The 24,458-nt window shown below is 66.3% G+C and carries 21 protein-coding genes and 1 pseudogene; 12 read left to right on the top strand and 10 right to left on the bottom strand.

The window, feature by feature from the left end:
* Positions 1-26: 26 nt before the first annotated feature.
* The 3 genes from proW to M5C96_RS16340 all read right to left on the bottom strand — a co-directional run bounded on the left by proW (position 27) and on the right by M5C96_RS16340 (position 3,850).
* A complete protein-coding gene (gene proW / locus M5C96_RS16350; protein WP_272564186.1) occupies positions 27-1,319 on the bottom strand; it encodes a glycine betaine/L-proline ABC transporter permease ProW in 1,293 nt (430 codons plus the stop codon).
* Positions 1,316-2,596, bottom strand: a complete 1,281-nt coding sequence (proV, locus tag M5C96_RS16345; protein ID WP_272564185.1) for a glycine betaine/L-proline ABC transporter ATP-binding protein ProV — start codon at positions 2,594-2,596, stop codon at positions 1,316-1,318. Before proV ends, proW begins: the two co-directional genes overlap by 4 nt.
* Before the next feature lie 642 nt (positions 2,597-3,238).
* Positions 3,239-3,850, bottom strand: a complete 612-nt coding sequence (locus M5C96_RS16340; RefSeq protein WP_272564184.1) for a TIGR00645 family protein — start codon at positions 3,848-3,850, stop codon at positions 3,239-3,241.
* Positions 3,851-4,048: 198 nt separating this feature from the next.
* On the opposite strand from M5C96_RS16340, the gene acs reads away from it, so the two are divergent.
* Positions 4,049-6,043: an acetate--CoA ligase gene (gene acs / locus M5C96_RS16335; protein WP_272564183.1), complete on the top strand. Its 1,995-nt coding sequence runs from the start codon at positions 4,049-4,051 to the stop codon at positions 6,041-6,043.
* 477 nt (positions 6,044-6,520) lie between these two features.
* Positions 6,521-7,000 (top strand): LapA family protein, encoded by a 480-nt coding sequence (locus M5C96_RS16330; protein WP_272564182.1) that lies wholly within the window; start codon positions 6,521-6,523, stop codon positions 6,998-7,000.
* Between the two features lie 122 nt (positions 7,001-7,122).
* On the opposite strand, the gene M5C96_RS16325 is transcribed toward M5C96_RS16330, so the two are convergent.
* Positions 7,123-7,428 carry a c-type cytochrome gene (locus M5C96_RS16325; RefSeq protein ID WP_272564181.1) on the bottom strand — a complete coding sequence of 102 codons (306 nt, stop codon included), beginning with the start codon at positions 7,426-7,428 and terminating at the stop codon, positions 7,123-7,125.
* 103 nt (positions 7,429-7,531) lie between these two features.
* On the opposite strand from M5C96_RS16325, the gene M5C96_RS16320 reads away from it, so the two are divergent.
* Positions 7,532-7,774 (top strand): TIGR04438 family Trp-rich protein, encoded by a 243-nt coding sequence (locus M5C96_RS16320; RefSeq protein ID WP_272564180.1) that lies wholly within the window; start codon positions 7,532-7,534, stop codon positions 7,772-7,774.
* A gap of 105 nt (positions 7,775-7,879) precedes the next feature.
* Here the strand turns inward: M5C96_RS16320 and ilvD are convergent, their stop codons facing one another.
* On the bottom strand, positions 7,880-9,574 hold the full coding sequence (gene ilvD, locus M5C96_RS16315; RefSeq protein WP_272564179.1) for a dihydroxy-acid dehydratase: 1,695 nt from the start codon (positions 9,572-9,574) through the stop codon (positions 7,880-7,882).
* A 142-nt stretch (positions 9,575-9,716) separates the two neighbouring features.
* On the opposite strand from ilvD, the gene M5C96_RS16310 reads away from it, so the two are divergent.
* Positions 9,717-10,700 (top strand): LysR family transcriptional regulator, encoded by a 984-nt coding sequence (locus M5C96_RS16310; protein WP_272564178.1) that lies wholly within the window; start codon positions 9,717-9,719, stop codon positions 10,698-10,700.
* A gap of 99 nt (positions 10,701-10,799) precedes the next feature.
* Here the strand turns inward: M5C96_RS16310 and bfr are convergent, their stop codons facing one another.
* Together bfr and M5C96_RS16300 are read right to left on the bottom strand one after the other, a co-directional pair.
* Complete coding sequence (bfr, locus tag M5C96_RS16305) at positions 10,800-11,276, bottom strand: bacterioferritin (protein ID WP_272548335.1); 477 nt, start codon at positions 11,274-11,276, stop codon at positions 10,800-10,802.
* 281 nt (positions 11,277-11,557) lie between these two features.
* Positions 11,558-12,508, bottom strand: a pseudogene (locus tag M5C96_RS16300) (IS5 family transposase).
* 383 nt (positions 12,509-12,891) lie between these two features.
* Between M5C96_RS16300 and M5C96_RS16295 the strand changes: the two are divergent.
* Together M5C96_RS16295 and M5C96_RS16290 are read left to right on the top strand one after the other, a co-directional pair.
* Complete coding sequence (locus tag M5C96_RS16295) at positions 12,892-14,484, top strand: Fic family protein (RefSeq protein ID WP_272564177.1); 1,593 nt, start codon at positions 12,892-12,894, stop codon at positions 14,482-14,484.
* Between the two features lie 129 nt (positions 14,485-14,613).
* On the top strand, positions 14,614-14,910 hold the full coding sequence (locus tag M5C96_RS16290; RefSeq protein WP_272564176.1) for a hypothetical protein: 297 nt from the start codon (positions 14,614-14,616) through the stop codon (positions 14,908-14,910).
* 63 nt (positions 14,911-14,973) lie between these two features.
* Here the strand turns inward: M5C96_RS16290 and M5C96_RS16285 are convergent, their stop codons facing one another.
* Complete coding sequence (locus tag M5C96_RS16285; RefSeq protein WP_272564175.1) at positions 14,974-17,139, bottom strand: TonB-dependent receptor; 2,166 nt, start codon at positions 17,137-17,139, stop codon at positions 14,974-14,976.
* A gap of 383 nt (positions 17,140-17,522) precedes the next feature.
* Here M5C96_RS16285 and lgt point away from each other — a divergent pair, with 383 nt between their 5' ends.
* Positions 17,523-18,344, top strand: coding sequence for a prolipoprotein diacylglyceryl transferase (gene lgt / locus M5C96_RS16280; RefSeq protein WP_272564174.1), 822 nt, complete (start codon positions 17,523-17,525; stop codon positions 18,342-18,344).
* Positions 18,345-18,437: 93 nt separating this feature from the next.
* Here the strand turns inward: lgt and M5C96_RS16275 are convergent, their stop codons facing one another.
* Entirely contained in the window at positions 18,438-18,842 is a 405-nt protein-coding gene (locus M5C96_RS16275; RefSeq protein WP_272564173.1) for an MFS transporter, read from the bottom strand.
* A gap of 107 nt (positions 18,843-18,949) precedes the next feature.
* Here M5C96_RS16275 and M5C96_RS16270 point away from each other — a divergent pair, with 107 nt between their 5' ends.
* Positions 18,950-19,888: a hypothetical protein gene (locus M5C96_RS16270; protein WP_272564172.1), complete on the top strand. Its 939-nt coding sequence runs from the start codon at positions 18,950-18,952 to the stop codon at positions 19,886-19,888.
* 18 nt (positions 19,889-19,906) lie between these two features.
* Complete coding sequence (locus tag M5C96_RS16265) at positions 19,907-20,404, top strand: hypothetical protein (RefSeq protein ID WP_272564170.1); 498 nt, start codon at positions 19,907-19,909, stop codon at positions 20,402-20,404.
* A gap of 14 nt (positions 20,405-20,418) precedes the next feature.
* Here the strand turns inward: M5C96_RS16265 and M5C96_RS16260 are convergent, their stop codons facing one another.
* Complete coding sequence (locus M5C96_RS16260; RefSeq protein WP_272564169.1) at positions 20,419-20,877, bottom strand: DJ-1/PfpI family protein; 459 nt, start codon at positions 20,875-20,877, stop codon at positions 20,419-20,421.
* 265 nt (positions 20,878-21,142) lie between these two features.
* On the opposite strand from M5C96_RS16260, the gene M5C96_RS16255 reads away from it, so the two are divergent.
* The 3 genes from M5C96_RS16255 to M5C96_RS16245 all read left to right on the top strand — a co-directional run bounded on the left by M5C96_RS16255 (position 21,143) and on the right by M5C96_RS16245 (position 24,426).
* Entirely contained in the window at positions 21,143-21,832 is a 690-nt protein-coding gene (locus M5C96_RS16255) for a GntR family transcriptional regulator (protein ID WP_272564168.1), read from the top strand.
* Positions 21,829-23,283, top strand: a complete 1,455-nt coding sequence (locus M5C96_RS16250; protein WP_272564167.1) for a malonyl-CoA decarboxylase — start codon at positions 21,829-21,831, stop codon at positions 23,281-23,283. The genes M5C96_RS16255 and M5C96_RS16250 overlap by 4 nt, the downstream gene beginning before the upstream one ends.
* Positions 23,284-23,433: 150 nt before the next feature.
* Positions 23,434-24,426, top strand: coding sequence for a Bug family tripartite tricarboxylate transporter substrate binding protein (locus M5C96_RS16245; protein ID WP_272564166.1), 993 nt, complete (start codon positions 23,434-23,436; stop codon positions 24,424-24,426).
* Positions 24,427-24,458: the final 32 nt, after the last annotated feature.

The raw sequence follows: 24,458 nt of genomic DNA, 5'->3' as shown, positions 1-24,458 counted from the left end.
GTTTCTGAAAGGGGATGGGCGGGGGCTCAGCGGCCGGCGGTGGCCCATTGCGGGGCGGCGCCGGAGGCGCCTTGCGTGGCAGGCTGGGGCGTTGCCGCATCGGCTGCGGGGGCCGCCGGGGCGGCGTTATCGCGCCGCGCGGCGAGGCGCCACACCAGGCCGGCCGGGCCGGTCTGCCACCAGTGGCGCACGCCGCGGCGCGGCTGGCCCATGGACTGGGTGATGCGGTCCAGCGTGATGGCCAGCAGCACGATGCCCAGGCCGCCCACGGTGGCCAGGCCCATGTCCAGCCGGCCGATGCCGCGCAGCACCATCTGGCCCAGGCCGCCCACGGCGATCATCGAGGCGATCACCACCATCGACAGCGACAGCATCAGCGACTGGTTGATGCCCGCCATGATGGACGGCATGGCCAGCGGCAGCTGCACCTTGGCCAGCAGCTGCAGGGGCGAGGCCCCGTATGCCCGCGCGGCCTCGATCAGGTCGGGCCGCACCTGGCGGATTCCCAGGTTGGTCAGGCGCACCAGCGGGGGCAGCGCGAACACGATGGTCACCACCACGCCCGGCACGTTGCCGATGCCGAACAGCATCACCACCGGCACCAGGTACACGAAGGCCGGCGTGGTCTGCATGGCATCGAGCACCGGCCGCATCACGCGCTGGGCCCGGTCGCTGCTGGCCAGCAGGATGCCCAGGGGCAGCCCGATCACCAGGCAGAAGGCCAGCGAGGTCAGCACCAGCGACAGCGTCACCATGGCCTCGGGCCAGATGCCCAGCATGGCCACGAGCAGCAGCGAGACCACCGTGCCCACGGCCAGCGCGCGCCCGGCGAACTGCCAGGCGAGCACGCCGATCAGCGCGATCATGGCCAGCGTGGGCACGCTGGTGAGCAGGCCCTCCACCCAGGCCAGCGTGCCGTCGATGGGCGCGCGAACGGTCTGGAAGAACGGCCGGAAATGCGTCACCACCCACGACAGGCCGTGGTTGATCCACGACTCCACGGGCAGGCTGCCGTCCCACAGTTGGTGCAGCTGAAAGCCACCGGCCGTGGGGTCGAAGCCCGCGGCGGCGTCGCCGGGCGTGGCGCTGGCGGGGGCGTTCAGCCAGTCGGTGTTGCCAGCGTCGCTGGGTGCGGTGGACGCGGCCCAGGGATCGGCCGCCGCCTCGGGGGCGGGGGCCTGCTGCGCCGCGGCGGCCGGGCTATCCCAGGGCGAGGCCGAGGCCGCGGGCGGTGCCTCCGCGGCCGGCGTCCAGGGGGTGGACTCGCCGGCCGTGGGGTTGGTGGTGGAATCGAGCGCTGGGGCGGTGGACTGGGTCATGCCGGGCTCCTTTCGGATGGTTCATTGGCGGGCGGGTTGGCGATGGCGGGCGCGGGTGGCAAAGGGTCCGGCGGCACGGGCGGCGTGTCGCGGTCGAGAAAGCGCAGCAGCGTGGTCTTGCTGATCGCGCCGCGAAAGCGGCCGCCGTCCTCCACCACCGGCAGCGGGCAGGGCGCCTGCGCCACCTGGCCGAACAGGTCGGCCACCGGCGCGTCCACGGGAATGGGCACCACGCCGTCCAGATAGGCGTGCTGCAGGCCCAGCGGGCCCACGTGGCCCTGGAGCGCTGCGCGCAGCGAGTCGGCCGAGACCGTGCCCAGGTACATCCGCGCCGGGCTCACCACGTAGGCGAAGTCGCGGTCCTGCTCCTCCAGTTGCTGCAGCGCGGCGCGCGAGCCCCGGTCGCGCTGCTCCGACACCACGGTGAGCGGGCGCCGGGCGATGTCGCCGGCTTTGAAGACGGCCGCCGCGTCCACGCCGCGCACGAAGCTGCGCACGTAGTCGTTGGCCGGGTTGCGCAGGATCTCGTCGGGCGTGCCCACCTGCACCACGTAGCCGTCCTTCATGATGGCGATGCGGTCACCGATGCGCATGGCCTCGTCCAGGTCGTGCGAGATGAAGACGATGGTGCGGCGCTGGATCTGCTGCAGGCGCAGCAGCTCGCTCTGCATCTCGGTGCGGATGATCGGGTCCAGCGCGGAGAACGCCTCGTCCATCAGCAGGATGGACGGGTCCGATGCCAGCGCCCGGGCCAGGCCCACGCGCTGCTGCATGCCGCCCGACAGTTCGTCGGGGTAGCTGTCGGCCCAGCATCCCAGGCCCACCTGCTCCAGCGCCAGTGCGGCCTGGCGCTGGCGCTCGGGCCGGGCCACGCCCGCCAGTTCGAGGCCGAACGCGGTGTTGTCCAGCACCGTGAGATGGGGCATGAGCGCGAACGACTGGAACACCATGCTGATGTCCTTGCGGCGCAGCGCGCGCAGTTGCCGGTCGGACAGCGCGTTGATGTCCTGGCCGTCCACCAGGATGCGGCCCGCCGTGGGCTCGATCAGCCGGTTGAGCATGCGCACGAGGGTCGACTTGCCCGAGCCCGACAGTCCCATCACGACGAAGATCTCGCCCGCCTCGATGGTGAAGCTGGCGTCGAACACGCCGATGGAATGTCCGGTGCGCGCCAGGATGTCCTGCTTGCTCAGGCCCTGGCTGGCGAGTTCGAGCGCGGCTTGCGGCGCATCGCCGAAAACCTTGAACACATGTTCGATGGTGATTTGTTTGGCCACGGTGGGGGTCCTCCCTCGGTTGGAACGGGTTGAACACGCCCCGGCCGCCCGAAGGCGGGCGGGGCTGCGAAGGCCTGGGCATTCGAGACCCTGATGCGGCAGCCGGACCCGGACGCCCAGGGCGCGCGGGAACAGCAGCGAAAGGGTGGGCACCGAGGTGACCGGGATCGGCCCGAATGGCACGCGAGGCGGTGCGCAAGGGCCTGGGGCGTGCCGGGAGAGGTCGGTCGGAGGACTCCCGGGATCACGCGGCGCCGAGCCCGATGAACGGGCGGGCGCCTTGGGGCATCAGGGCCGAATGGGTCGGCCATGGGCCAGGGGGGAAGCGACCGGGCCTGGGGCCGGGCCGCCGTCTTCCTGGCGGGATCCGCTCCGGTGAAAACGCCGCGTTGCGGGCCGGAAAGAGCGGATTACCTGCATTGCAGGTTGTAAAACACTCCAAAAGTATAGTTATTGGGTGTTTTTGTGTCAAAAGACCCGGGTTTGCCCGATGTGTTAATCGCGTGCGCAGCAGCGGAGCTAGGTGGATACTGGATTGCTATATTTTTAATAGCAATCAGACCAATGAGTACTAAGGCAAGAGCCCCGAAAGACCCCTGTTTCGGGGCCTTGCCGGGGCTCGGTGGGAGAGGGTGTGGGCGCTCAGTGCTTTTCGTGCGAAACGTTCAGCAATTTGTCAGTGTAGGCAATGGCGATGGCGCTCAGCAGGAACACCACGTGGATGATCGTCTGCCACATCAGCACCTTCTCGTCGTAGTTGGCGGCGTTGATGAAGGTCTTGAGCAGGTGGATGGAACTGATCCCGATGATCGACAGGCCCAGCTTGACCTTGAGCACCGAGGCGTTCACGTGGCCCAGCCATTCCGGCTGGTCGGGGTGGCTTTGCAGGTTGAGCCGGCTCACGAAGGTCTCGTAGCCGCCCACGATCACCATGATGAGCAGGTTGGAGATCATCACCACGTCGATGAGCGCCAGCACGACCAGCATGATTACCGTCTCGTTGAGCGCCGTGACCTCCACGCCCGGCTTGTAGCCGATGCTGGTGACCAGCGACTGCAGCGCGCCCTGGTGGCCGAACGCGGCCTCGATCAGGTGCCACAGCTCCACGAGGAAGTGCCACACGTACACGCCCTGGGCGGCGATCAGCCCCAGGTAGAGCGGCAGTTGCAGCCAGCGGCTGGCGAAGATCAGCGAAGCCAGCGGGGTGAGGGACTTGCTGCCGTTGCGGGAAGCGGGGGGGTGCGGGAAGGCCATGGGAGGGTTTTCTTGAAAATCGCTAGAAATGAAACTCGCGCGATTCTAGAAGCACCGGCCGCTTGCGCTGTGACAGAAACCCGCCGCTGCACAGGCGTAGCATCGGAGCCTTTGGCGGCCGCCGGCATCCGTCAGTGGCATGTAAGTGCGGCCCCCGAAAGTACCGCCAAATTATGTTGACTCCAGGAGACAAAACCCATGAGTGCGTCCTCGTCCACGATTGAATCCGTGCTGGTGGAAAACCGCGTTTTCCCGCCCTCCGACGCCCTGCAGAAGGCCGCGCGCATTTCCGGCATGGCCGGCTACGACGCGCTGTGCACCGAGGCCGAGCAGGATTTCGAAGGCTTCTGGGCCCGCCTGGCGCGCGAGAACCTGCAGTGGGACAAGCCTTTCACCCGCACGCTCGATGCCTCCAAGGCGCCGTTCTACGAATGGTTCGCCGACGGCCAGCTGAACGCCAGCGCCAACTGCCTGGACCGGCACATCGGCACCCCGGTCGAAAACAAGACCGCCATCATTTTCGAGGCCGACGACGGCACCGTCACCCGGGTCACCTACAAGGAACTGCTGGCCCGCGTGGGGCAGTTCGCCAACGCGCTCAAGGCCAACGGCGTGCAGCAGGGCGACCGCGTGCTCATCTACATGCCCATGACGGTCGAGGGCGTGATCGCCATGCAGGCGTGCGCGCGCATCGGCGCCACGCACAGCGTGGTGTTCGGGGGCTTTTCTGCCAAGGCGCTGCAGGAGCGGATCATCGACGCGGGCGCGGTGGCCGTCATCACCGCCAACTACCAGATGCGCGGCGGCAAGGAGCTGCCGCTCAAGGCCATCGTGGACGAGGCCCTGGCCATGGGCGGCTGCGACACCATCCGCAGCATCCTCGTGTACCAGCGCACGGCCACCGCCTGCGCCATGGTGGCGGGCCGCGACAAGACCTTCGCCGAGGCGCTGCAGGGCCAGAGCAGCGACTGCCCGCCGGTGCCCGTGGGCGCCGAGCACCCGCTGTTCATCCTGTACACCAGCGGCTCCACCGGCAAGCCCAAGGGCGTGCAGCACGCCACCGGCGGCTACCTGCTGTGGGCCAAGCTCACCATGGACTGGACGTTCGACCTGCGCCCGGACGACGTGTTCTGGTGCACGGCCGACATCGGCTGGATCACCGGCCACACCTACGTGGCCTATGGGCCGCTGGCCGCGGGCGCCACGCAGATCATCTTCGAGGGCATTCCCACCTTCCCGAATGCCGGCCGCTTCTGGCAGATGATCGAGCGCCACCGCTGCACGATCTTCTACACCGCGCCCACGGCGATCCGCTCGCTCATCAAGGCGGCCGAAGGCGATGCCGCCGTGCACCCCGCACGCTCCGACCTGTCGAGCCTGCGCATCCTGGGCAGCGTGGGCGAGCCCATCAACCCCGAGGCCTGGATGTGGTACCACAAGAACGTGGGCGGCGAGCGCTGCCCCATCGTGGACACCTTCTGGCAGACCGAGACCGGCGGCCACGTCATCACCCCGCTGCCAGGCGCGACGCCGCTGGTGCCGGGCAGCTGCACCTTGCCGCTGCCGGGCATCGCGGCCGCCATCGTGGACGAGGTGGGCAACGACATCGCCAACGGCACGGGCGGCATCCTGGTCATCAAGAAGCCGTGGCCCAGCATGATCCGCACCATCTGGAACGACCCCGAGCGCTTCAAGAAAAGCTATTTCCCCGAAGAGCTCAAGGGCTACTACCTGGCGGGCGACGGCGCGGTGCGCAGTGCCGACCGCGGCTACTTCCGCATCACGGGCCGCATCGACGACGTGCTGAACGTCTCGGGCCACCGCATGGGCACGATGGAGATCGAATCGGCCCTGGTGTCCAAGACCGACTTGGTCGCCGAAGCCGCCGTGGTGGGCCGGCCCGACGACGTGACGGGCGAGGCGATCTGCGCCTTCGTCGTGCTCAAGCGCTCGCGCCCCACCGGCGACGAGGCCAAGGCCATCGCCAAGGAACTGCGCGACTGGGTGGCCAAGGAGATCGGCCCCATCGCCAAGCCCAAGGACATCCGCTTCGGCGACAACCTGCCCAAGACCCGCAGCGGCAAGATCATGCGCCGCCTGCTGCGTTCCATCGCCAAGGGCGAGCAGATCACGCAGGACACGAGCACCTTGGAGAATCCGGCCATTCTGGATCAGTTGTCGCAGACCAACTGATCAGAAAGCGCCATCGGCGCGCAGCGAAGCTGCTGCAGGATTGGGGAGTACTCATGCCGCGCGGCGGCGTGATGTGCTCACCAAAACCCTGCGATCCTGGATCAATTGGCTGAAACCAATTGATCCAGGGGGCCGCCGCAAGGGGGTGGCCCGGCGCGAAGCGCTTCGCAGGGTTTGCCGGCACTCATATCGCCGCAGGCGATGTGAGTGCCGGCAAAATCCCTCATCTCGGTGACTAGCGCCAATCGACAGGCCTAAAAGCGCCGATGGCACGCAGACATTCTTTCAGACGTGGGTTTCTGTCCCCATCAACACCACCGCACTTTCCCGTCCGGTGGTTTTTTCACGCCCGCCCTGCACTGTAGGACAGTGCCGGTTTCAATTTCCAGCCAGCGATAACCGCCCCCGCACAGGTTAAAAACGTCCCCCAACCGCGCCTGCCAGGCTGCGGATTTCGACACCTTCCGGGAGATTGACATGAATTTCAGAACCATCGCGCTGCTGCTCATCGTGGCCGCCATGGCCGTGCTGGCCGCGCTCAACTGGACCACGCTGGCCACCCCATCCGTCATCTCGCTGGGGCTGACCTCCTTCGAGGCCCCGCTGGGCCTGCTCATGCTGGGGCTGACCGTGCTGCTGGGCATTTTCTTCATCGCCTACGTGCTGTCGCTGCAAGGCTCGGTGCTGTTGGAGACGCGCCGCCACGCCAAGGAAATGACGGCCCAACGCGACCTGGCCGACAAGGCCGAAGCCTCCCGCTTCACCGAACTGCGCGCGTTTCTCGAAAACCAGAACCTGCAGTCCCATTCCGCCCTGATCGCGCGCATCGATGCGCTGGAACTGCACCTGGCCCAGCGCGCCCAGGAATCGGACAACACCACTGCGGCCTACGTGGGCCAGCTCGAACACCAACTGCGCGGCACCCCGCGCGTCGATTCCCGCATCGACCCGATCTGATGTGGTGATGCGTCGGCGGCACAGCCCGCCCGCCGACCCCTCCAAAACGAACGCCGCGCTGCACGGGTTCCCGTGCAGCGCGGCGTTTTCGTTGGCGTTGATCGGCAGCGCGATGGATGGATTTACTTCAGCGACAGCACCCAGGCGGCCAGCTTCTTGGCGTCGGCATCGTTCACCTGGGCATTCGCCGGCATGGGCACCGGGCCCCACACGCCCGATCCGCCCTTCATGATCTTGGCGGCCAGCTTGTCCACCGCATCCTTTTGGCCGGCGTATTTGGCGGCCACATCCTTGTACGACGGGCCCACCAGCTTCTTGTCCACCGCATGGCAGGCCATGCAGTTTTTCGAGGTGGCGAGGGCCTGGTCGGCCAGGGCCGGCACGGCCACCGACAGGGCCATCGCGAGGGTGATCAGGGTGCGCTTCATCGGGGGTTTCCTGTGGGTTGTGGGTTAGTATCCGGCTCAATGAAATTGTAGTGGCGGGGGTTGACCCCCGGCACGTAAAGTCCGTACCGCACAGGAGATCACCATGTACGCGCTGGGTCTGGGAGTGTTTCTTGTGCTGCTCAAATACCTCGAGATCGGGCCCGTGGCCCTGTGGTCGTGGTGGTGGGTTCTGTCCCCCTTCGCCGTGGCCTTCGTCTGGTGGGCCTGGGCCGACGCCACCGGCTACACCAAGCGCCGCGCGATGGAACGGATGGACCAGCGCAAGCAGGACCGCATCAACAAGAACAAGGAAGCCCTGGGCATCCAGCCGCGCAACCGCCGCTGAACGCACCGCCCCGATCGGCACCGACCCATCCAACCAAAAGCCCGCGCGCCTGACCGGCCGCGGGCTTTGTCTTTTGCAATGGCCGGCGCGCGCGGTCGGCCTGGATCAGTAGGCGTCCAGCACCGCGCCCTTGCTGGCGCTGGCAGCATTGAAGGCGAACTTGGCCTGCACGCCGCGCGTGTAGCGCGGAGCGGGGGGCGTCCAGCCTTCGCGGCGGCGGGCCAGTTCGGCCTCGGGCACGTTCAGTTCGAGCCGCAGCGTGTGCGCGTCGATGGTGATGGAATCGCCTTCGTTCACGAACGCGATGGTGCCGCCCGCCGCCGCTTCCGGAGCCACGTGGCCCACGACCATGCCCCAGGTGCCGCCGGAGAAACGCCCGTCGGTGATGAGGCCCACGCTTTCGCCCAGGCCCGCGCCGATCAGCGCGCCCGTGGGTGCCAGCATCTCGGGCATGCCGGGGCCGCCCTTGGGGCCCAGGTAGCGCAGCACCATCACGTCGCCCGCCACGATCTTGCCGTCCAGGATGGCCTTCAGGGCCGACTGCTCGTCGTCGAACACGCGCGCCGGGCCGGTGATGACGGGGTTCTTCAGGCCCGTGATTTTGGCGACCGCGCCTTCGGGGCTCAGGTTGCCCTTGAGGATGGCCAGGTGGCCCTGCTCGTACATGGGCCGGTCGATGGGGCGGATCACGTCCTGGTCGGCGCGGGGCGCGTCCGGCACGTCCTTCAGCACCTCGGCGATGGTCTTGCCTTCGATGGTGAGGCAGTCGCCGTGCAGCAGGCCGGCGTTCAGCAGCACCTTCATGACCTGCGGAATGCCGCCGGCCTGGTGCAGGTCCACGGCCAGGTACTTGCCGCTGGGCTTGAGGTCGCACAGCACGGGCGTCTTCTGGCGCACGCGCTCGAAATCGTCGATGGACCATTCCACGCCGGCCGCGTGCGCGATGGCCAGGAAGTGCAGCACCGCATTGGTCGAGCCGCCGGTGGCCATGATCACGGCCACGGCGTTCTCGATGGACTTCTTGGTCACGATGTCGCTCGGGCGGATGTCCTTCTTGATCGCCTCGATCAACACCTTGGCCGATTCCTTGGCCGAGTTCTGCTTCTCGTCGTGCGGGTTGGCCATGGTGCTGGAGTAGGGCAGGCTGATGCCCAGCGCCTCGAACGCGCTGGACATGGTGTTGGCCGTGTACATGCCGCCGCACGAACCGGTGCCGGGAATGGCGCGCTTTTCGATCTCCTTGAGGTCGAAGTCGCTCAGGTTGCCGGCGGCGTTCTGGCCCACGGCCTCGAACACGCTCACGATGTTCAGGTCCTGGCCCTTGTACTTGCCCGGCAGGATGGTGCCGCCGTACACATAGATGGCCGGCACGTTGGCGCGCAGCATGCCCATCAGGCCGCCGGGCATGTTCTTGTCGCAGCCGCCCACGACGACCACGCCGTCCATCCACTGGCCCTGCACGCAGGTCTCGATGCAGTCGCTGATGACCTCGCGACTCACCAGGCTGTACTTCATGCCTTCGGTGCCCATGGCCATGCCGTCGCTGATGGTCGGGGTGCCGAACACCTGGGCATTGCCGCCGGCTTCCTCGATGCCCTGGATGGCCGCATCGGCCAGCTTCTGCAGGCCCGAGTTGCACGGCGTGATCGTGCTGTGCCCGTTGGCCACGCCCACCATGGGCTTCTTGAAGTCACCTTCTTCGTAGCCCATCGCGTAGTACATCGAGCGGTTGGGCGCGCGCGATTTGCCTTCGGTGATGTTGGCGCTGCGGCGGTTGATCTGCAGGGGTTTGTTTTCCATGGGGCGTCCTTCGTGGGAGGAAATTTCGTGTCGCCGGGCCGGCCTCGGGTGGGCGGGCGGCTTTTTGGGGCAGCGCGGAGTATGCGCTGTTTGATTGATTGGTTCCAATCCGTTTTCAAGGGGTCATTGATATGCTTGGCATATGAATGACGCATCGATCGAGCTGCGCGTGTGGCGCCAGTTCCTGGCCGTGGCGGAAGAGCTGCACTTCGGCCGCGCCGCGCAGCGCCTGCACATGACCCAGCCCCCGCTCACCCAGGCGATCGCCCAGCTGGAGCGCGCGCTGGGCCTGCTGCTGTTCGACCGCACGCGCCGCCGCGTCGCGCTCACGCCGGCCGGCGAGGCGCTGCTGCCCGACGTGCGCGAGGTGCTGGCACGTGCCCAGGCCCTGCCGGCGCGCGTCCGGGCCGCGGCGCAGGGCGAGGTCGGGCGCATCCGGCTGGCCTTCGTGTCCACCGTGGGCTTCGAGCAGTTGCCCGCCTGGGTGCGCGCCTTTCGCAGCGCCTGCCCGCAGGTGTCGCTGGAACTGGTCGAGGCCACGGGCGACGTGCAGCTGCAGTTGCTGGAGCGCGGAGAGATCGATGCAGGCCTGCTGCTGCATTCGCCGCAGTTCGCCCCGCCGGGCCTGGCTGGCCTGCGCGTGGCGCGCGAGCCGCTGGTGCTGGCGCTGCCGGCGGCGCACCCGTTGGCGGTGCAGGCGAAAGCCCCGCCGCTGGCCGCCGTGCTGGCCGAGCCGCTGGTGATCTTTCCACGCCGCATCCTGCCTTCGGTTTACGACGCGATCTTCGCGCTCTACCACGCGGCCGGGCATTCACCGCAGGTGGCGCAGGAAGCCATCCAGATGCAGACCATCGTCAACCTGGTGGCGGCCGGCCTGGGGCTGGCCTTCGTGCCGCAGAGCGTGATGCAGTTCCAGCGCACCGGCGTGGTCTACCGCCGCGTGGCCACGCCGCTTCGCCGGCCGGGGCCGGCGCTGCCCGAGTGCGAAACCCGGCTGGTGTGGAACGCCCCCGCGGCCGGGCCGGCGCTGCTGCGCTTCGTGGCCTTCGTGCAGGCGCTCCAGGGCACGGCGCCGGGTGAGGGTGCGGATCGGTCGATCGGGGATGGTTTGCTATCAAATAGATAGCTGCCGGGGCAATGAAAACCACGGCATGGGGCATGAACGGCTTGAAAAAAGAAAAGCGCGCACGCCGCCCTGGCGTGCGCGCCTTGGCCGGGCGCAGGATCAGTCCGCGGAGGCCGATTGCGTCTGCAGGTAGTTCTGCAGGCCGACCTTGTCGATCAGGCCGATCTGCTTTTCCAGCCAGTAGGCGTGGTCTTCCTCGGTGTCGCGCAACTGGGCGAGCAGCAGGTCGCGGCTCACGTAGTCCCGCACGCTCTCGCACAGGGCCATGCCTTGCTGCAGCGCGGCGCGCACTTCGTATTCGGTGGCCAGGTCCTTGCGCAGCATCTCGGGCACGGTGGTGCCGGGGGTGAATTCCTTCGGACGCATGTCGGGCATGCCGCCCAGGAAGAGAATGCGCCGCAGCAGCGCGTCGGCGTGCTGGGTCTCTTCCTGCATCTCATGGTCGATCCGCGTGTAGAGCTTCACGAAGCCCTGGTCTTCGTAGAGGCGCGAATGGATGAAGTATTGATCGCGCGCGGCCAGTTCGCCGCGCAGCAGGTCCTTGAAATAATCGATGACCTGTGGGTTTCCCTGCATGTGTTTTCCTTGGAATCAGGGCAGGAGTATCGCGCGGCCGCCCGGCCCGCGGGTGAAAGCCCCCGGGCCGGCGCTCTGCATGCGTACCGGGATCAGAAGCGTTCGCGTTGGGGGTGCTTTGATGACGATAGCGCTCGGCGTTGTTGGAGCCGATCGGTATTTCGTGCATTGATGGTCAATTGCAGGAAAAGATGCTCGACTTTCAACAAGGAGATGTGCTGCCAATTGGCGCTGTTGCACAAATCGAATTGCAGACGGCATGACCCCAACCCCAGACGGACCTATGCCACAGCAGTCACCGACACGGTGTGAGGACGGCCGATCTGACTGAACCGATTGAGCAAGGCCACGCGGACATGCAGCTCCACAACCTGGCGGTCGAACGTGCGCGCGATCACCCGTTCGCCCAGTCGCTTGAAGCAGTGCATCTTCGTCTCCACAAGGCTGCGCCGGTGGTAGCCGCTCCACTTCTTCCAAATGCCGCGACCCAGGCGCTGGCACGCCCGAATGGCCTCATTACGATGCGCCGAGCCCGGACTCGACTTCTTCCAATGGCTGGCGTTCTTGCGGGGCGGGATCACCGCCATCGCGTGCCGCTCGGCAATGGCGTCCAGGCAGGCGCGCGTGTCGTAGGCGCCATCGGCACTGACGCTTTCGATGGATTCGTCAGTGGGAATCTGAGCCAGCAACCCGGGCAACATCGGCGCATCCCCAATGGCGTTGCTGGTCACCTCGATGGCGCGTATTTCCAGCGTCTGCGCGTCGATGCCCAGATGGACCTTGCGCCATTCGCGCCGGTATTCAGCACCATGCTTCTTGCGTTTTCACTCTCCTTCGCCCAGGAACTTGATGCCGGTGCTGTCCACCAGCAACTGCAGCGGCGAGTTGGTTCGCTGGTAGCTCAGTTCGACCTGCAAGGTCTTTTGGCGCCGGCAAACAGTGCTGAAGTCAGGTACCGGCCAGTCCAGCTTTGCCAGCCGCAGCAGGCTCTGCACCATGCCCAGCGCCTGTCGCAAGGGCTGGCCGAACAGGCACTTGATGCTCAGGCAGAACTGGATTGCTGCGTCCGAGAAGGTTCGGCTGCGTCCACGCCTGCCGGTCGGCGTGCCAAACCACTGCATGCCCTCATCTAGCCACATCGTCAACGAGCCTCGCGCTTTCAGCGCCGCGTTGTACGCCTTCCAGTTCGTCGTGCGGTACTTGCTCCGCTGCCTGTTCTTCGTCTCTGTCACGCAGTCAGTCTACGGGCATCAGCATCGCGATTTGTGCAACAAAGCCCTGCCAATTCGTCAAGCGAGAGGAATTCGTTATTTTTGCCATTGCTTCGCGCTCGATCATTGCGTTTCCTTTGCATTTTTTAAGATGATTTTACGAATTGCTATGGAATCCCCTAATGAAGTCATCGCCCATTGATTCATCATCACGTCGTGGTAACCCGACTGCATCAGGGGAAGGGCCGAGTACCCAACGCCCGCCTCTCAGGCATCGGGCTGCGCTCCATCGCCCATCTGATTTGCCTCCACGCGTCGAGGGCAACTCATCGAGTTCCAGTTCGTCTGCTCCAAGAAAGGCATTTGCGTTTCAGCCCCGTGGACCTTCGCTGGATCGGCGAAGGATGACGGAAATTGCCGAGCGGGTCGCATCCGAGCCGGGGTCTGCCCTGATGATGTCTCCCTCGATAAGGGGGCGATCGGGCAGGGTGGAAATCAGGCCAGTATTGCCGCAGAGCAAGAGCGAGCAAAGGGAAATGCTCCAAGATTTTTTGACGAATTGGTCAGGTCCCCAGTCGGTAAAAACCAAAATTCTCAAAGCCCACGAGCAGGAGTCCTTCGTTCTAGACTTGGCAGGGAAACATCTGAGCAGTCTTCCGGATGGGCTTTTCTTGCTGCCACATTTGGGAAACCTCGTTGTGAATGGCAACCCTTCACTCAAAAATTTGCCGCCCGATCTGGCTTACGCCCCCGCATTGGCCCGCATCCAGGCAAACGATTGTGACCTGCATGAGTTGCCGGAAAATATCGGTCAGGCGGGGGAGTTGGTCACGCTGGAGATTAAAAATAACGCCCAATTGACCGAACTCCCTGCATCGATGGCGGATTTGAAAAAATTCGAGGTGATCGACGCAACCCGTTGTAATTTGGTGGTCTTGCCGGAAGGCGGGATGGGCCCAAAAATCCGGCAAATCGATCTCTCTAATAATCCGAGGCTCAGCCATTTGCCGGAGAAATTAGGCGAGAGCCCCGATATTGAACATCTGGAATTGAAAGGTTGCTCGTTCTCGATCATTCCTTCTGGTATTGGGGCCCTCCCAAAGCTGAAGTCGCTGAACTTAGCGGACAACGCGGCCATGCAGCAGCTTCCACCAGGCCTGAACTTCAAAAAGGTGTATGTCGGCACGCGAAGCACGCAGATCCGCCTGATGGACTTGGTTTTAAACCAACCCATCAGTCCGCCTGTGCGCAAAGAGCAAGACGCCAAACTCAAGCACGTGCAAAAGCACTGGGTAGCGATCCAGAAGCTGATAGAAACCGGCGGCGCTAGAGTGGCACAGAAGGCAGAGGCCGCCCGCTTGGAAGTGGACCAGGGCAGGGCCGGTCTCTCCAATACCGCGCAATCAACACCACTGGCAGGGCGCAATTGGAAGGTCGCCAATCATCAAATTAAAGAATGGATCGGCCAGCACCAGCCGTTGGATACCGATCATCTGAAGCGCCTGAATGCGATGCTGGGCCAAGGCACCATGCCTTTCAACGACCCTGATGCATTTGAAAAATTTGGCGCGCGATTTGGGGAGTTTCGCCGGCAACCGACCGGATTTCCCCAGGGAAGCGCTGCTGCTGCGGTGGTAGACGAGCGAGAGGTGGGCGCTGAAATGGCTCAGTTCGATGAATGGTTTGAACAGTCATCCGCTCAGGTGTCGCAAGGCCAAATGAGTCCTGCCGAACTGTCAGCGGCAACGGTCCAGCGCTTGATGAGCATTCACCCGTTCCCCGATGCCAACGGCCGCACGGCCCGGCTTGCGGGTGACTGGGTTTTGATGAGCTATGGTCTGCCGCCCGCCAACAGTCCAAAACATCCAATCATCGTGTTCTCCAGCGGACGCAACCCAGACGGTCCTGACGATGCCTTTGCCTTAACGGTCGAGGGCATGACAAAGACCGTCGAGATTTACGAAAAACATTTGGGATTGAAAACCTCAAGGCGTTAAAACTCACTATGTCCAAAGATGCCTTTTGACAAACCCGTCTCCGCACGGCGTGTCCTGCACAGCACTTTGGTGCTTTGTTTTGTCTCCACCGCTGCGATGGCGCACGCTGGAGGAGCAGGTATCTACCGCTTGGACTGGCCCTACCGCGGCGAAGTGCTCAACTACCGCTCCTGCGGCTGCGCCGACGCATGCTGGGTGGCCGAAGTTCGGATTCAGCGGACAAAGGCCTTGAAAGCCCGGTTGCGGTGCGACTGCGAGTCCCTGCGCTACGCCCGGTCCCCGAGTCTGTCCAAAGAAACGGCGCTGGGGAATTGCGAAACCATCAACCGCAGTGGAAGCAAACCGGAAGCGATCCGCGAAAAGCTGGAGCAGATTCTGCACCCCACCGGCGCGCATCGAGGTTCAGCGTCGTCCTCTGCACCATGAGGCTGACACGGCAACGCCGGCGGCGTTGTTCGGGCCTCTAATTTCCTGCCAGGCAACCTAGCGTCAGAAATCCACAGCCGCCGACAGCATCAGCGTGCGTGGCGCGCCCACGGTCACGTAGTTGCTGACCACCCAGTAGTTCTTGTCGAACGCGTTTTCCAGGCTGGCGCGCAGCACCACGGGCTTGCCGGAGACCTTGGTGGCGTAGCGGGCGCCGATGTCCAGGCGCGTCCAGTTGCCCACGCGCAGGCGGTTGGCGGCGTCGGCATAGACCGGCGAGGTGTGGATGACGCGGCCGTTCAGGCTCAGGCCCTGCACCCAGGGGGTGTCCCAGTCCAGGCCCAGGTTGAAGGTGCGGTCCGGCACGCCGGCGGCGTTGTTGCCCTGGTTCAGGCCGCCTGCGGTGCGCGTGAGCTTGGCGTCGTTGAAGGCGGCGCTGGCCATCAGGCGCAGGCCGCGCTGGACTTCGCCGTAGGCCGTCAGCTCCAGGCCGCGGTTGCGCTGCTCGCCGCCGAAGCTGTACACGTTGGTGACCGGGTCGGTGACCGCGCCGGGCTTCTTGATCTGGTAGATGGCGGCCTGCGTGGTGAGCTGGCCCCAGTCCACCTTCACGCCCACTTCGTGCTGCTTGGATTTTTGCGGGGCGAAGGTCTCGCCGGCGTTGGCGGTGGTGACCCCGGCGGTGGCACCGCGGGTGAGGCCTGCGGTGTAGTTGGCATAGACCGAGATGTTCTTCGCGGGCTTGAACACCACGCCCGCCAGCGGCGTCACGGCGCTCTTGTCGTAGCGGCTGGTGGAGACGCCGGTGGTGGGCGTGAAGTTTTCCTGCTCCATGGTCTGGTGGCGCAGGCCCAGGGTCACCAGCAGGCGGTCGTCGAGGAAGGCCATGGTGTCGGCCAGCGCCAGGCTCGACTGGTCGGTGACCGAGCTCTTGCCGGGTGCGCCGCGCGCCACGGTCATGGCGGGCAGGGGCGAGGGGTTGTACAGGTTGGAGGCGTTGGTCGTGGCCGAGGTGGCGTAGAAGTAGTCCGTTTCCTGGTTCAGGTAGTTCGCGCCCAGGGCCAGCGTGTGGCCGACGCTGCCGGTCTTGAAGCGCGTACGCAGGCCGACGTCGGCGGCCTTGGACTTCGTGTACTGGTCGTAATAGGCGTTCGACACGCGGAAGTTGCCCAGCGCGTCGGGCCGGCCGCTGGGGAAGGTCTGCTCGTAGTCCATGTCCATGTAGCCCAGGCTGCCGTAGACGGTGGTGCGGTCGTTCAGGTCGTGTTCCAGGCGCGACATGACCGTCTTCACGTTGTCCTGCAGCTTCGTGCCGGGGTAGAAGTTGAGCCGCGCGTCGGGCACGGCCGGCACCGAGGTGGCCGTGCCGGCGAAGTTGATCTGGGGCCGGAACTCTTTGGTTTCGCCGCGCGTGGCGAAGGCGTCCAGCGACCAGCGCGTGCGGGCGCCGGCGTAGTCCAGGCCGACCGAGCCCAGGCCCAGGTTCTGCTTGCCGCCGTCGATGTTGCCCTCGCCGCCGCGCACCAGGCCGTTCACGCGCACGCCCCACTGGTTGTCTTCGCCGAAACGGCGGCCCACGTCCAGGTGGGTGCCGAACTGCGCCTTGCCCATGTAGGTGGTGGTCAGCCGCGTGAGCGGCACGTCCGCCGCGCGCTTGGTCACCACGTTGATGCTGCCGCCGACGCTGCCGCTCGGGCCCACGCCATTGGTCAGCGCGCCGGGGCCCTTGAGCACTTCGACGCGCTCGATGGTCTCCAGCGGGATGCTGGTGGACGGCGCCAGGCCGAACAGCCCGTTCATGCTGATGTCGCTGTTGGACAGGGTGAAGCCCCGCACCTGGAAGTCGTCGCCGAAGCCGCCGCGCGAGGTGAGCGTGCGCACCGAGGCGTCGTTCATCACCACGTCCGCCACGGTCCGTGCCTGCTGGTTGTCGATCAGCTCCGAGGTGTAGTTGGTGGTGCTGAACGGCACGTTCATCAGATCGGTGTTGCCCAGGATGCCCAGGTTGCCGCCGCGCGCGAACTGCCCGCCCGAATAGGTCTTTTGCAGGCCGCCGATGGCCTCGGCCTGGTCGGACACGACCACTTCGTCGAGCGCCGTCCGGGCGGCGGTCTGCGCACCGGCGCCGGCGGCGGCGATGAGAAGTCCTGCGCCGACGCAATGGCGGACGAGGCGGGCGAGCGGGGTGGGGGCGAAGCGGGGTTCTGCGCGGCTGGCGTGTCGGTGCATGGTGTTCAGGAGGGGCTTTGCGGCCGGCGGGCCGGGGTCCGTGGCCAGGCCGTGAAGGGCCGGGAGAGGACCGCCGGGCGGCGGAAAGCGGTTAGAAGAATGAGAAGCGTTATCAATTATGAAGTCGCCACCACGGGTCGATCGGGGTCGATGGCCGGGTGTGCGGGACTGATGCTATTAATTGAATAGCATCGAAGGCAATCGAAACGCCGGCATGGGCCCGATTCGGCCCATATCCCGCCCGGCGGAATGCGATGACGAAGTCCTCCGGGCGGACCGCGGCGGCGCCTGGCCGGCCGGCGCGCCGCGCCGCCGCCGCAGCGGCCGCCGCTCCGGGGCGCCGGCCGGAACCGTCATGCCGGGCGGGCACAATACCGCCCACCATGCTGATGTACCCCCAAATCGACCCCATCGCCCTGCAAGTGGGCCCGCTGGCCATCCACTGGTACGGCCTGACCTATCTGGCGGCCTTCGCGCTGTTCATGTTCCTCGGGGTGCGGCGCCTGCGCCACGAGCCCTTTGCCTCCATCACCGGGCCGGGCGCCTGGACGCGGCGCGACGTGGAGGACATCCTCTTTCTCGGCGTGGTGGGCGTGGTGGCGGGGGGGCGCCTGGGCTACTGCCTGTTCTACAAGCCGGGCTACTACCTGTCGAACCCGCTGGAGATCTTCTACATCTGGCAGGGCGGCATGAGCTTTCATGGCGGGCTGCTGGGCGTGATCGCCTCCATGGTGTGGTTTGCGCATTCGCGCAAGCGGCCCTGGCTGCAGGTGGCCGACTTCGTGGCGCCGTGCGTGCCGACGGGGCTGGCGGCCGGGCGGGTGGGCAACTTCATCAACGGCGAGCTGTGGGGGCGCTTCAGCAGCCCGGACCTGCCCTGGGGCATGGTGTTCCCGCAAAGCGGCTCGCTGCTGCCGCGCCACCCGTCGCAGGTGTACCAGTTCCTGCTGGAGGGCGTGCTGCTGTTCGTGCTGCTGTGGCTCTATGCCCGCCGCGAGCGCCGCCAGGGCGAGGTGGCCGCAGCGTTCCTGGTGGGCTACGGCAGCTTCCGCTTCATTGCCGAATACTTCCGCGAGCCGGATGCGTTCCTGGGCATCCTCTCGCTGGGCATGAGCATGGGCCAATGGCTGTGCGTGCCGATGATCGTCGCCGGCATCGCCATGTGGGTGTGGGCGCGGCGCCAGCCGGTGCTGCAAAGGGCTTGAGGCCCCAGCGGCCTCCAGCGCAATAAGGACTAGGGCATGTTGCTATTAAAAATATAGCAACCGCCCTGGGGGCGAATCGGCACCCGGGGTGCCTTAGACCGCTGCGCGCCGCGGCGCCATCGACCACAGCAGGCCCAGCGCCACGGCCAGCAGGACCAGCATGGCCGCGTTGATGGCGGTCCACCCGATGCCCGACAGCAGCGCGCCCGAGCCGAACGACATGGCCACGGCCATGCCGCCGTTGCACAGCTCCATCAGCGCCTGGGCCGGGCCGCGTTCGTGCTCCGCATGGTTTTCGGACAGCAGCGTGGTGCCGGCGATCAGCATCAGGTTCCAGCCCACGCCCAGCAGCAGCGAGCTGGCCAGGAACTGCGCGAATCCCAGGCCCGACAGCGCCACCGTCGCGCTGCCCACCAGCGCCAGGGCGCCCGCGCCGGCCACGCGCCGGCGGCCCCAGCGGTCCACCAGCGGGCCGGCGAAGAACGCCGGCAGGAACATGCCCACCACGTGCCATTGAAACGCTCTGTTGCATCCGTGGCCTCGCGTCTTTTCTGACAGCAGTTAGCATCCGCCCCCAACAAAACTAAATCCTGAGGGAGGATTGCATGAGCGCAGAATTGGCAGCCACGTTCTTCAACGTCGGCTACGGACAGACCTTGGCCCAGTCCATGGACAAGAACCAGGTGGACGTCCTGGTGCTGACACAGGGCCAGTACATGAGCATCCTGCAGGACAAGGCCAAGAACAATGCGGCGCTGGAATTCAGCCTGCGCAAGATGCTGTCCCAATCCACCTTCGGTCAGTACTGGCAAAAGGAGTTCAGTCCCAATGCCGGCGAACCGTGGGTCGGGCCGGTGGCCCAGGGCGCCAACGATGCCCTGGCTATCGCCAAGACGCTGAACGCCATCGGCATGGCCGGGATCGGCACCTACATCAAGACCACGGCGACGGGCACGTACATCATCATCAAGGGCTATTCAGCCAGACGCAGCAGTGCGCTGCAAGGCACGCGGTACCTAGCGACCAATCCGAAGATGCTGCAGCTTGGGCTGGGCATCAAGAGTCTGCAGGGCATTGCCAAGGGTGGTTTCATGCTGGGTGTGGTGGTATCCACGGGCATCGAGTTGATGGACTTCATGTTCAATGACGAAAAGACGATGTACGACTTGGTGGGGGGGATTGGGGTGGAGGCGGTCAAAGGCGGGCTTGGCGGCCTGATTGCCTATTCAATGGCTGCGGGGGTTGCGGGTTCCGCTACGACGGTTGCGGTGCTTCCACTGATTGTCATGGCTGTGTTTGCTGTAGGCGTAGGCATCGGCTTGAACGCGATTGATCGGCACTACGGCGTCAAAGACAAAGTGATTGCCGCCCTCAAAATGCTTCCAGAAAAAACCACTCAGGGCATCTATTACATCGATACCAAGTCCCAGTCATGGCAAAGCGATATCAGCGATGCGATCAATCAGAAAAAGACGCAGATGGGCCGTGCTATCGACCAAGGCATGAGGGACTGGCTATGTCGAATTTCATGCGTTCGATATTGAGCAATGCCCAGTCCACCGATGTTCGACGTTAAAAAAGTGCGCGCCACCTTGCTGTGGGCAATTCCTCTGTACCTTGGATTGGTGGCAGGCGCATGCCTGTTGATCCGCTACGAAATCATCCCGACCATTGTCGGTGTCGCGGCCCTGGCACCAGGGGTGCGGATCGCTCCGGCCGCCCTGTTGGCACCGTTCATGGGGCTCATCTGCGCTGTGGCAACCATCCTGGGTGTTATGCGCGCAGTTCCATGCAGCGACAAGTCCATCCAGCCGATCGAGCGATTTTTCACGGTGGTCGTGCTGTCGAGCGGAGTTGCCTTATTGCTTATCCCAGTGACTTCCGTAGCACTGCGCTTTTACATGCCCAGCCAGGGCTACTCGATTTGCTCGGACTTGAAGGACAACCCCACCATGTGGTTTACAGACTGGGTACGCGATCCAGCCTGGTGTGTCAAAGGTAAGAGCCTGGAGTGGGTGAACGAGCAGGCTGGATCGACCACCCGGAGTGGTACGCCGTAGCCTTTCCCTTCGACTCAAATATCCAGCGCGGTGCAGTCCCCCACTCGCCGAAGGCGCAGGCCGTCCACGCTGTCCCAGTGGGTGGTGGCGGGCTGCCCGTCCAGCAGGCCGGCGCGGGCCAGCAAGACCGATCCCACGCGCCGTGCGGCGCGCTCGGCCTGCCGCAGCCAGTCTTGCAGAGCGGGGTCGTCCAGTTGCGCCTCCACGCCCATGCCGCCGGGCACGAGCAGGGTGTCCAGTCCGGGGAGCGCCACATCGCACCGCGCCGCATCGGCCACCACGGCGAAGCCGGCGGAGCACGCCACCGGGCCGGCGGCCTCGGCCACCAGCTGCAGGGCGTAGGCCGGCGCGCGGCCCTGGCGCTCCATCTCGACATTGGCGGAGGCGAAGACCTGCAGCGGGCCGACCACGTCCAGGCTCATGAAGCCGGGGTACAGCAGGTAGGCGATGCGGCGGGGGCGGGGTGGGGTCATGCGCCGCAGTGTCGCGCGGCGCGGCGGTGGCTGCAATGACAACCATCGCACAGATCCGGCCACTGTCTGCGGAGCAGGTCGGCCGCGCAGGCGCCACCACATGGGGTTTTCGCGGCCCAGGGAATCCCTGATGGGAAAGTGGCGGCTCAATCGCCATAATTATGTGAAATTACGCACATTGCCGCGCGATGCCGGCAGGTTGCGTTTCGTTGCCACCGCTTGCGAGGTCGATCGAGCCACTGACCGCTGCCCTGCGCCGCTTTCCATGTCCTCCCTTCCCGCCACCGCGCGCGCGCTCCCCCTGTCCTTGCATTCCGAGGCGGCCGAGCGCATCCGCGAGCTGATCTTTGCCGGGCAACTGCCCCCGGGTGGGTTCGTGGACGAGATCGCGCTGTGCGACCGGCTGGCCATCTCGCGCACCCCGCTGCGTGAGGCGCTCAAGGTGCTGGTGGCCGAGGGCTTGCTGCGCCACGAGCCGCGCCGGGGCTGCTTCGTGGCCGAGGTGACCGAGCGCGACCTGGACGAGATCTTCCCCGTGATCGCCCTGCTGGAGGGCCGCGCCGCGCACGAGGCCACCCTGCGCGCCAGCGAGGCCGACCTCGCCGCGCTGGAGGTGCTGCACGAGCGCCTGCGCGAGCACGCCGCGGCCGGCCGCATCGGCGAGTACTACGCGGCCAACCACGCCATCCACGAGGCCCTCATCACGCTGGCCGACAACCGCTGGCTGGCCCAGTTGATCGGCGACCTGCGCAAGATCCTGCGGCTGGCCCGCCTGCAGCAATTGCGCGCCCCGGGGCGGCTGCAGCAGAGCCTGGCCGAGCACCTGGAGCTGTTCGATGCCATCAAGCTGCGCGCCCCCGAGGTGGCCGAGGAGGCCATGCGCACCCACCTCGTGCGCCAGCGCGCCGCGCTGCGCGACATCGCCCGGAACCCCCCTTCGAGGATCACGCCATGAATGCCACTGCGGAATGGATCACGCGCAGCGTCTCCCGCCTGCGCCCCGCTGACAAGACCACCGGATCGGCCGACGGCGCGGGCAGCGGCCCGGCCAAGGCGCCGGTGCCGCGCTCCACGCACGAACGCCTGCAGGCCACGCTGCGCCGCGGCCAGGAGGCGCTGTCGCCGCGCGCGCTGCGGCGCCTGCTGGCCGACCTGCAGGAGGTGGGCGCGCCGCAGGTGAGCGAGGTCGAGGGCGGGCGCCGCGCCGAGGCCGTCGCCGCCTGGTACCACGCGGCCGAGCCCGAGGAGCGCCGCGACATGTGGCTGCTGCTGTGCGAGCAGTTCGCGCCCGACGCCACGCGCTTCAAGTCGGCGCGCCAGCGCTACGAGGCGGCGGCCGGCACGGCCGAGGAGGCCCATGCCGAGATCCACCTGCGCCGCGCGCTGGTGTCGCCGCGCACGCGGCTGCTGCAGCGCTTTGCGGTGTTTCCGAACGGCATGCGCTTTCTGCTGGACCTGCGGGCCGAGCTGCTGCCGCAGCTCAAGGGCGACAAGCGGCTGCTCGCGCTCGATGCCGAGCTGGAACAGCTGTTTTCCACCTGGTTCGACGTGGCGTTCCTGGAACTCAAGCGCCTGTCGTGGGATTCGCCCGCCTCGCTGATCGAAAAGCTCATCAAGTACGAGGCGGTGCACGACATCCGCAGCTGGGCGGACCTGAAGAACCGGCTGGACAGCGACCGGCGCTGCTACGGCTTCTTCCACCCCCGCCTGCCCAACGAGCCGCTGATCTTCGTGGAGGTGGCGCTGGTGGCCGACCTGTCCAGCAGCATCACGCCGCTGCTGGACGAGGGCGCGGCGCCGTCCGACCTGTCGAAGGCGACCACGGCGATCTTCTATTCGATCAGCAACACGCAGACGGGGCTGCGCGGGGTGAGCTTCGGCGATTCGCTCATCAAGCACGTGGTGGAGACGCTGAACGCGGAGTTTCCGCGCCTGCGTACCTTCGCCACGCTGTCGCCGATCCCGGGGTTCCGTTCGTGGCTGTCCAAGCACTGCGCCGCCACGCTCGATGCGCTCGATGACAAGCGCCGTGCCGAGCTGGGCAAGGCCGTGGGGTTCAAGCCGCCCCAGGCCGCCCACGTGCTGGCCGCGGCCGACAAGGCGCTGGAGCTGCCCCCGAAGTCGCCCGTGCGCCAGCTGCTGCTGCAGTGCGCCGCGCGCTACCTGGGGCGCGAGCTGCACGAGGGCAAGCCGGTGGACCCGGTGGCGCGCTTTCACCTGGGCAACGGCGCGCGCGTGGAGCGCCTGAACTGGGCGGGCGACCCGTCGTCCAAGGGCCTCAAGCAATCGTTCGGCCTGATGGTCAACTATCTCTACGATCTCAAGCGGATCGACAAACACCGCGGCCTGCTGGCGCAGGGCCGCGTGCCGATGTCGGGAGACATCGAGAGCCTGTGCCGGGACTGAGGCGGTGTGAGCGGGGCGGAAAGAAAAAAGGCCGGTGCGCGCCATGAAAGCGCCCGAGCCTTTCGCCCCGCGGGTCAGATGGCACCGGCGCCATAAGCGCGCCTTCCTTGCATGCATGACAAAGACCCACAACGACAGGAGACAGACACCATGAACCATTCCCCTTTGCAGCGCCGCGGCGTGCTGCGTGGCGCGGCCGCGGCCGGCCTGGCGCTGGCCACCGGCCGGGTGTTGGCGGCCGACCCCTGGCCGGCCAAGCCGGTCAACCTCGTCGTGCCTTTTCCGGCCGGCGGCGGCACGGACGCCTTCGCGCGGCCGTTCGCGGCGCAGTTCGCCAAGTCCACCGGCAAGATGCTGATCATCGACAACCGTGGCGGCGCGGGCGGCACCGTCGGGGCCAGCTTCGCGGCCAAGGCGCAGCCCGACGGCTACACGCTGTTCATGGGCGGCACGCACCACGTGATCGCGCCCTCGATGTACCCCAAGCTCGACTACGACATCGAGAAGGACTTCATCCCGCTGGCGCTGCTGGCCAACGTGCCGCAGGTGCTGGTGGTCAACCCGCGCACGGTGCAGGCCACCACCATGCCGCAGTTCCTGGACTTTCTGCGGCGCAACCCGGCCAAGCTCAACTACGCCTCGGCCGGCGCGGGCACCTCGCACCACCTGGCGGGCGAGCTGTTCAAGCTGCAGACCAACACCTTCATCACGCACATTCCCTACCGCGGCGCGGGCCCGGCGCTGCAGGACCTGATCGGCGGCAACGTGGACATGATGTTCGACGGGCTGGGCTCGTCCGCCGCGCACATCAAGGGCGGGCGGATCAAGGCGCTGATGGTGGCCGGCGCCCGGCGCAACCCGGCCTTCCCCGACGTTCCCTGCGCGGCCGAGGTGGGCCTGCCCGACTACACCGTGACCACCTGGTACGGCCTGTGGGCGCCCAAGGGCACGCCGGCCGACCTGCAGGCGCGCATCGTCGAGGAGACGCAGCGCCTGGGCACGGCCGAGGACCTGAAGGCCGTGTGGGCCAAGAACGGCGCCGACTACGGCGGCCTGTCGCAGACGCAGTTCGCCGCCATGGTCCACTCGGAGGTTCGCCGCTGGGCGAAGGTGGTCAAGGATTCGGGCGCCAAGCTCGATTGACCGGGGGCCCCGGGCGGGGCGGCAAGGCGGCC

The organism is Acidovorax sp. GBBC 1281, assembly GCF_028473645.1.
GTDB lineage: Bacteria > Pseudomonadota > Gammaproteobacteria > Burkholderiales > Burkholderiaceae_C > Paracidovorax.
This window is presented reverse-complemented; position numbering and strand designations above follow the sequence as displayed.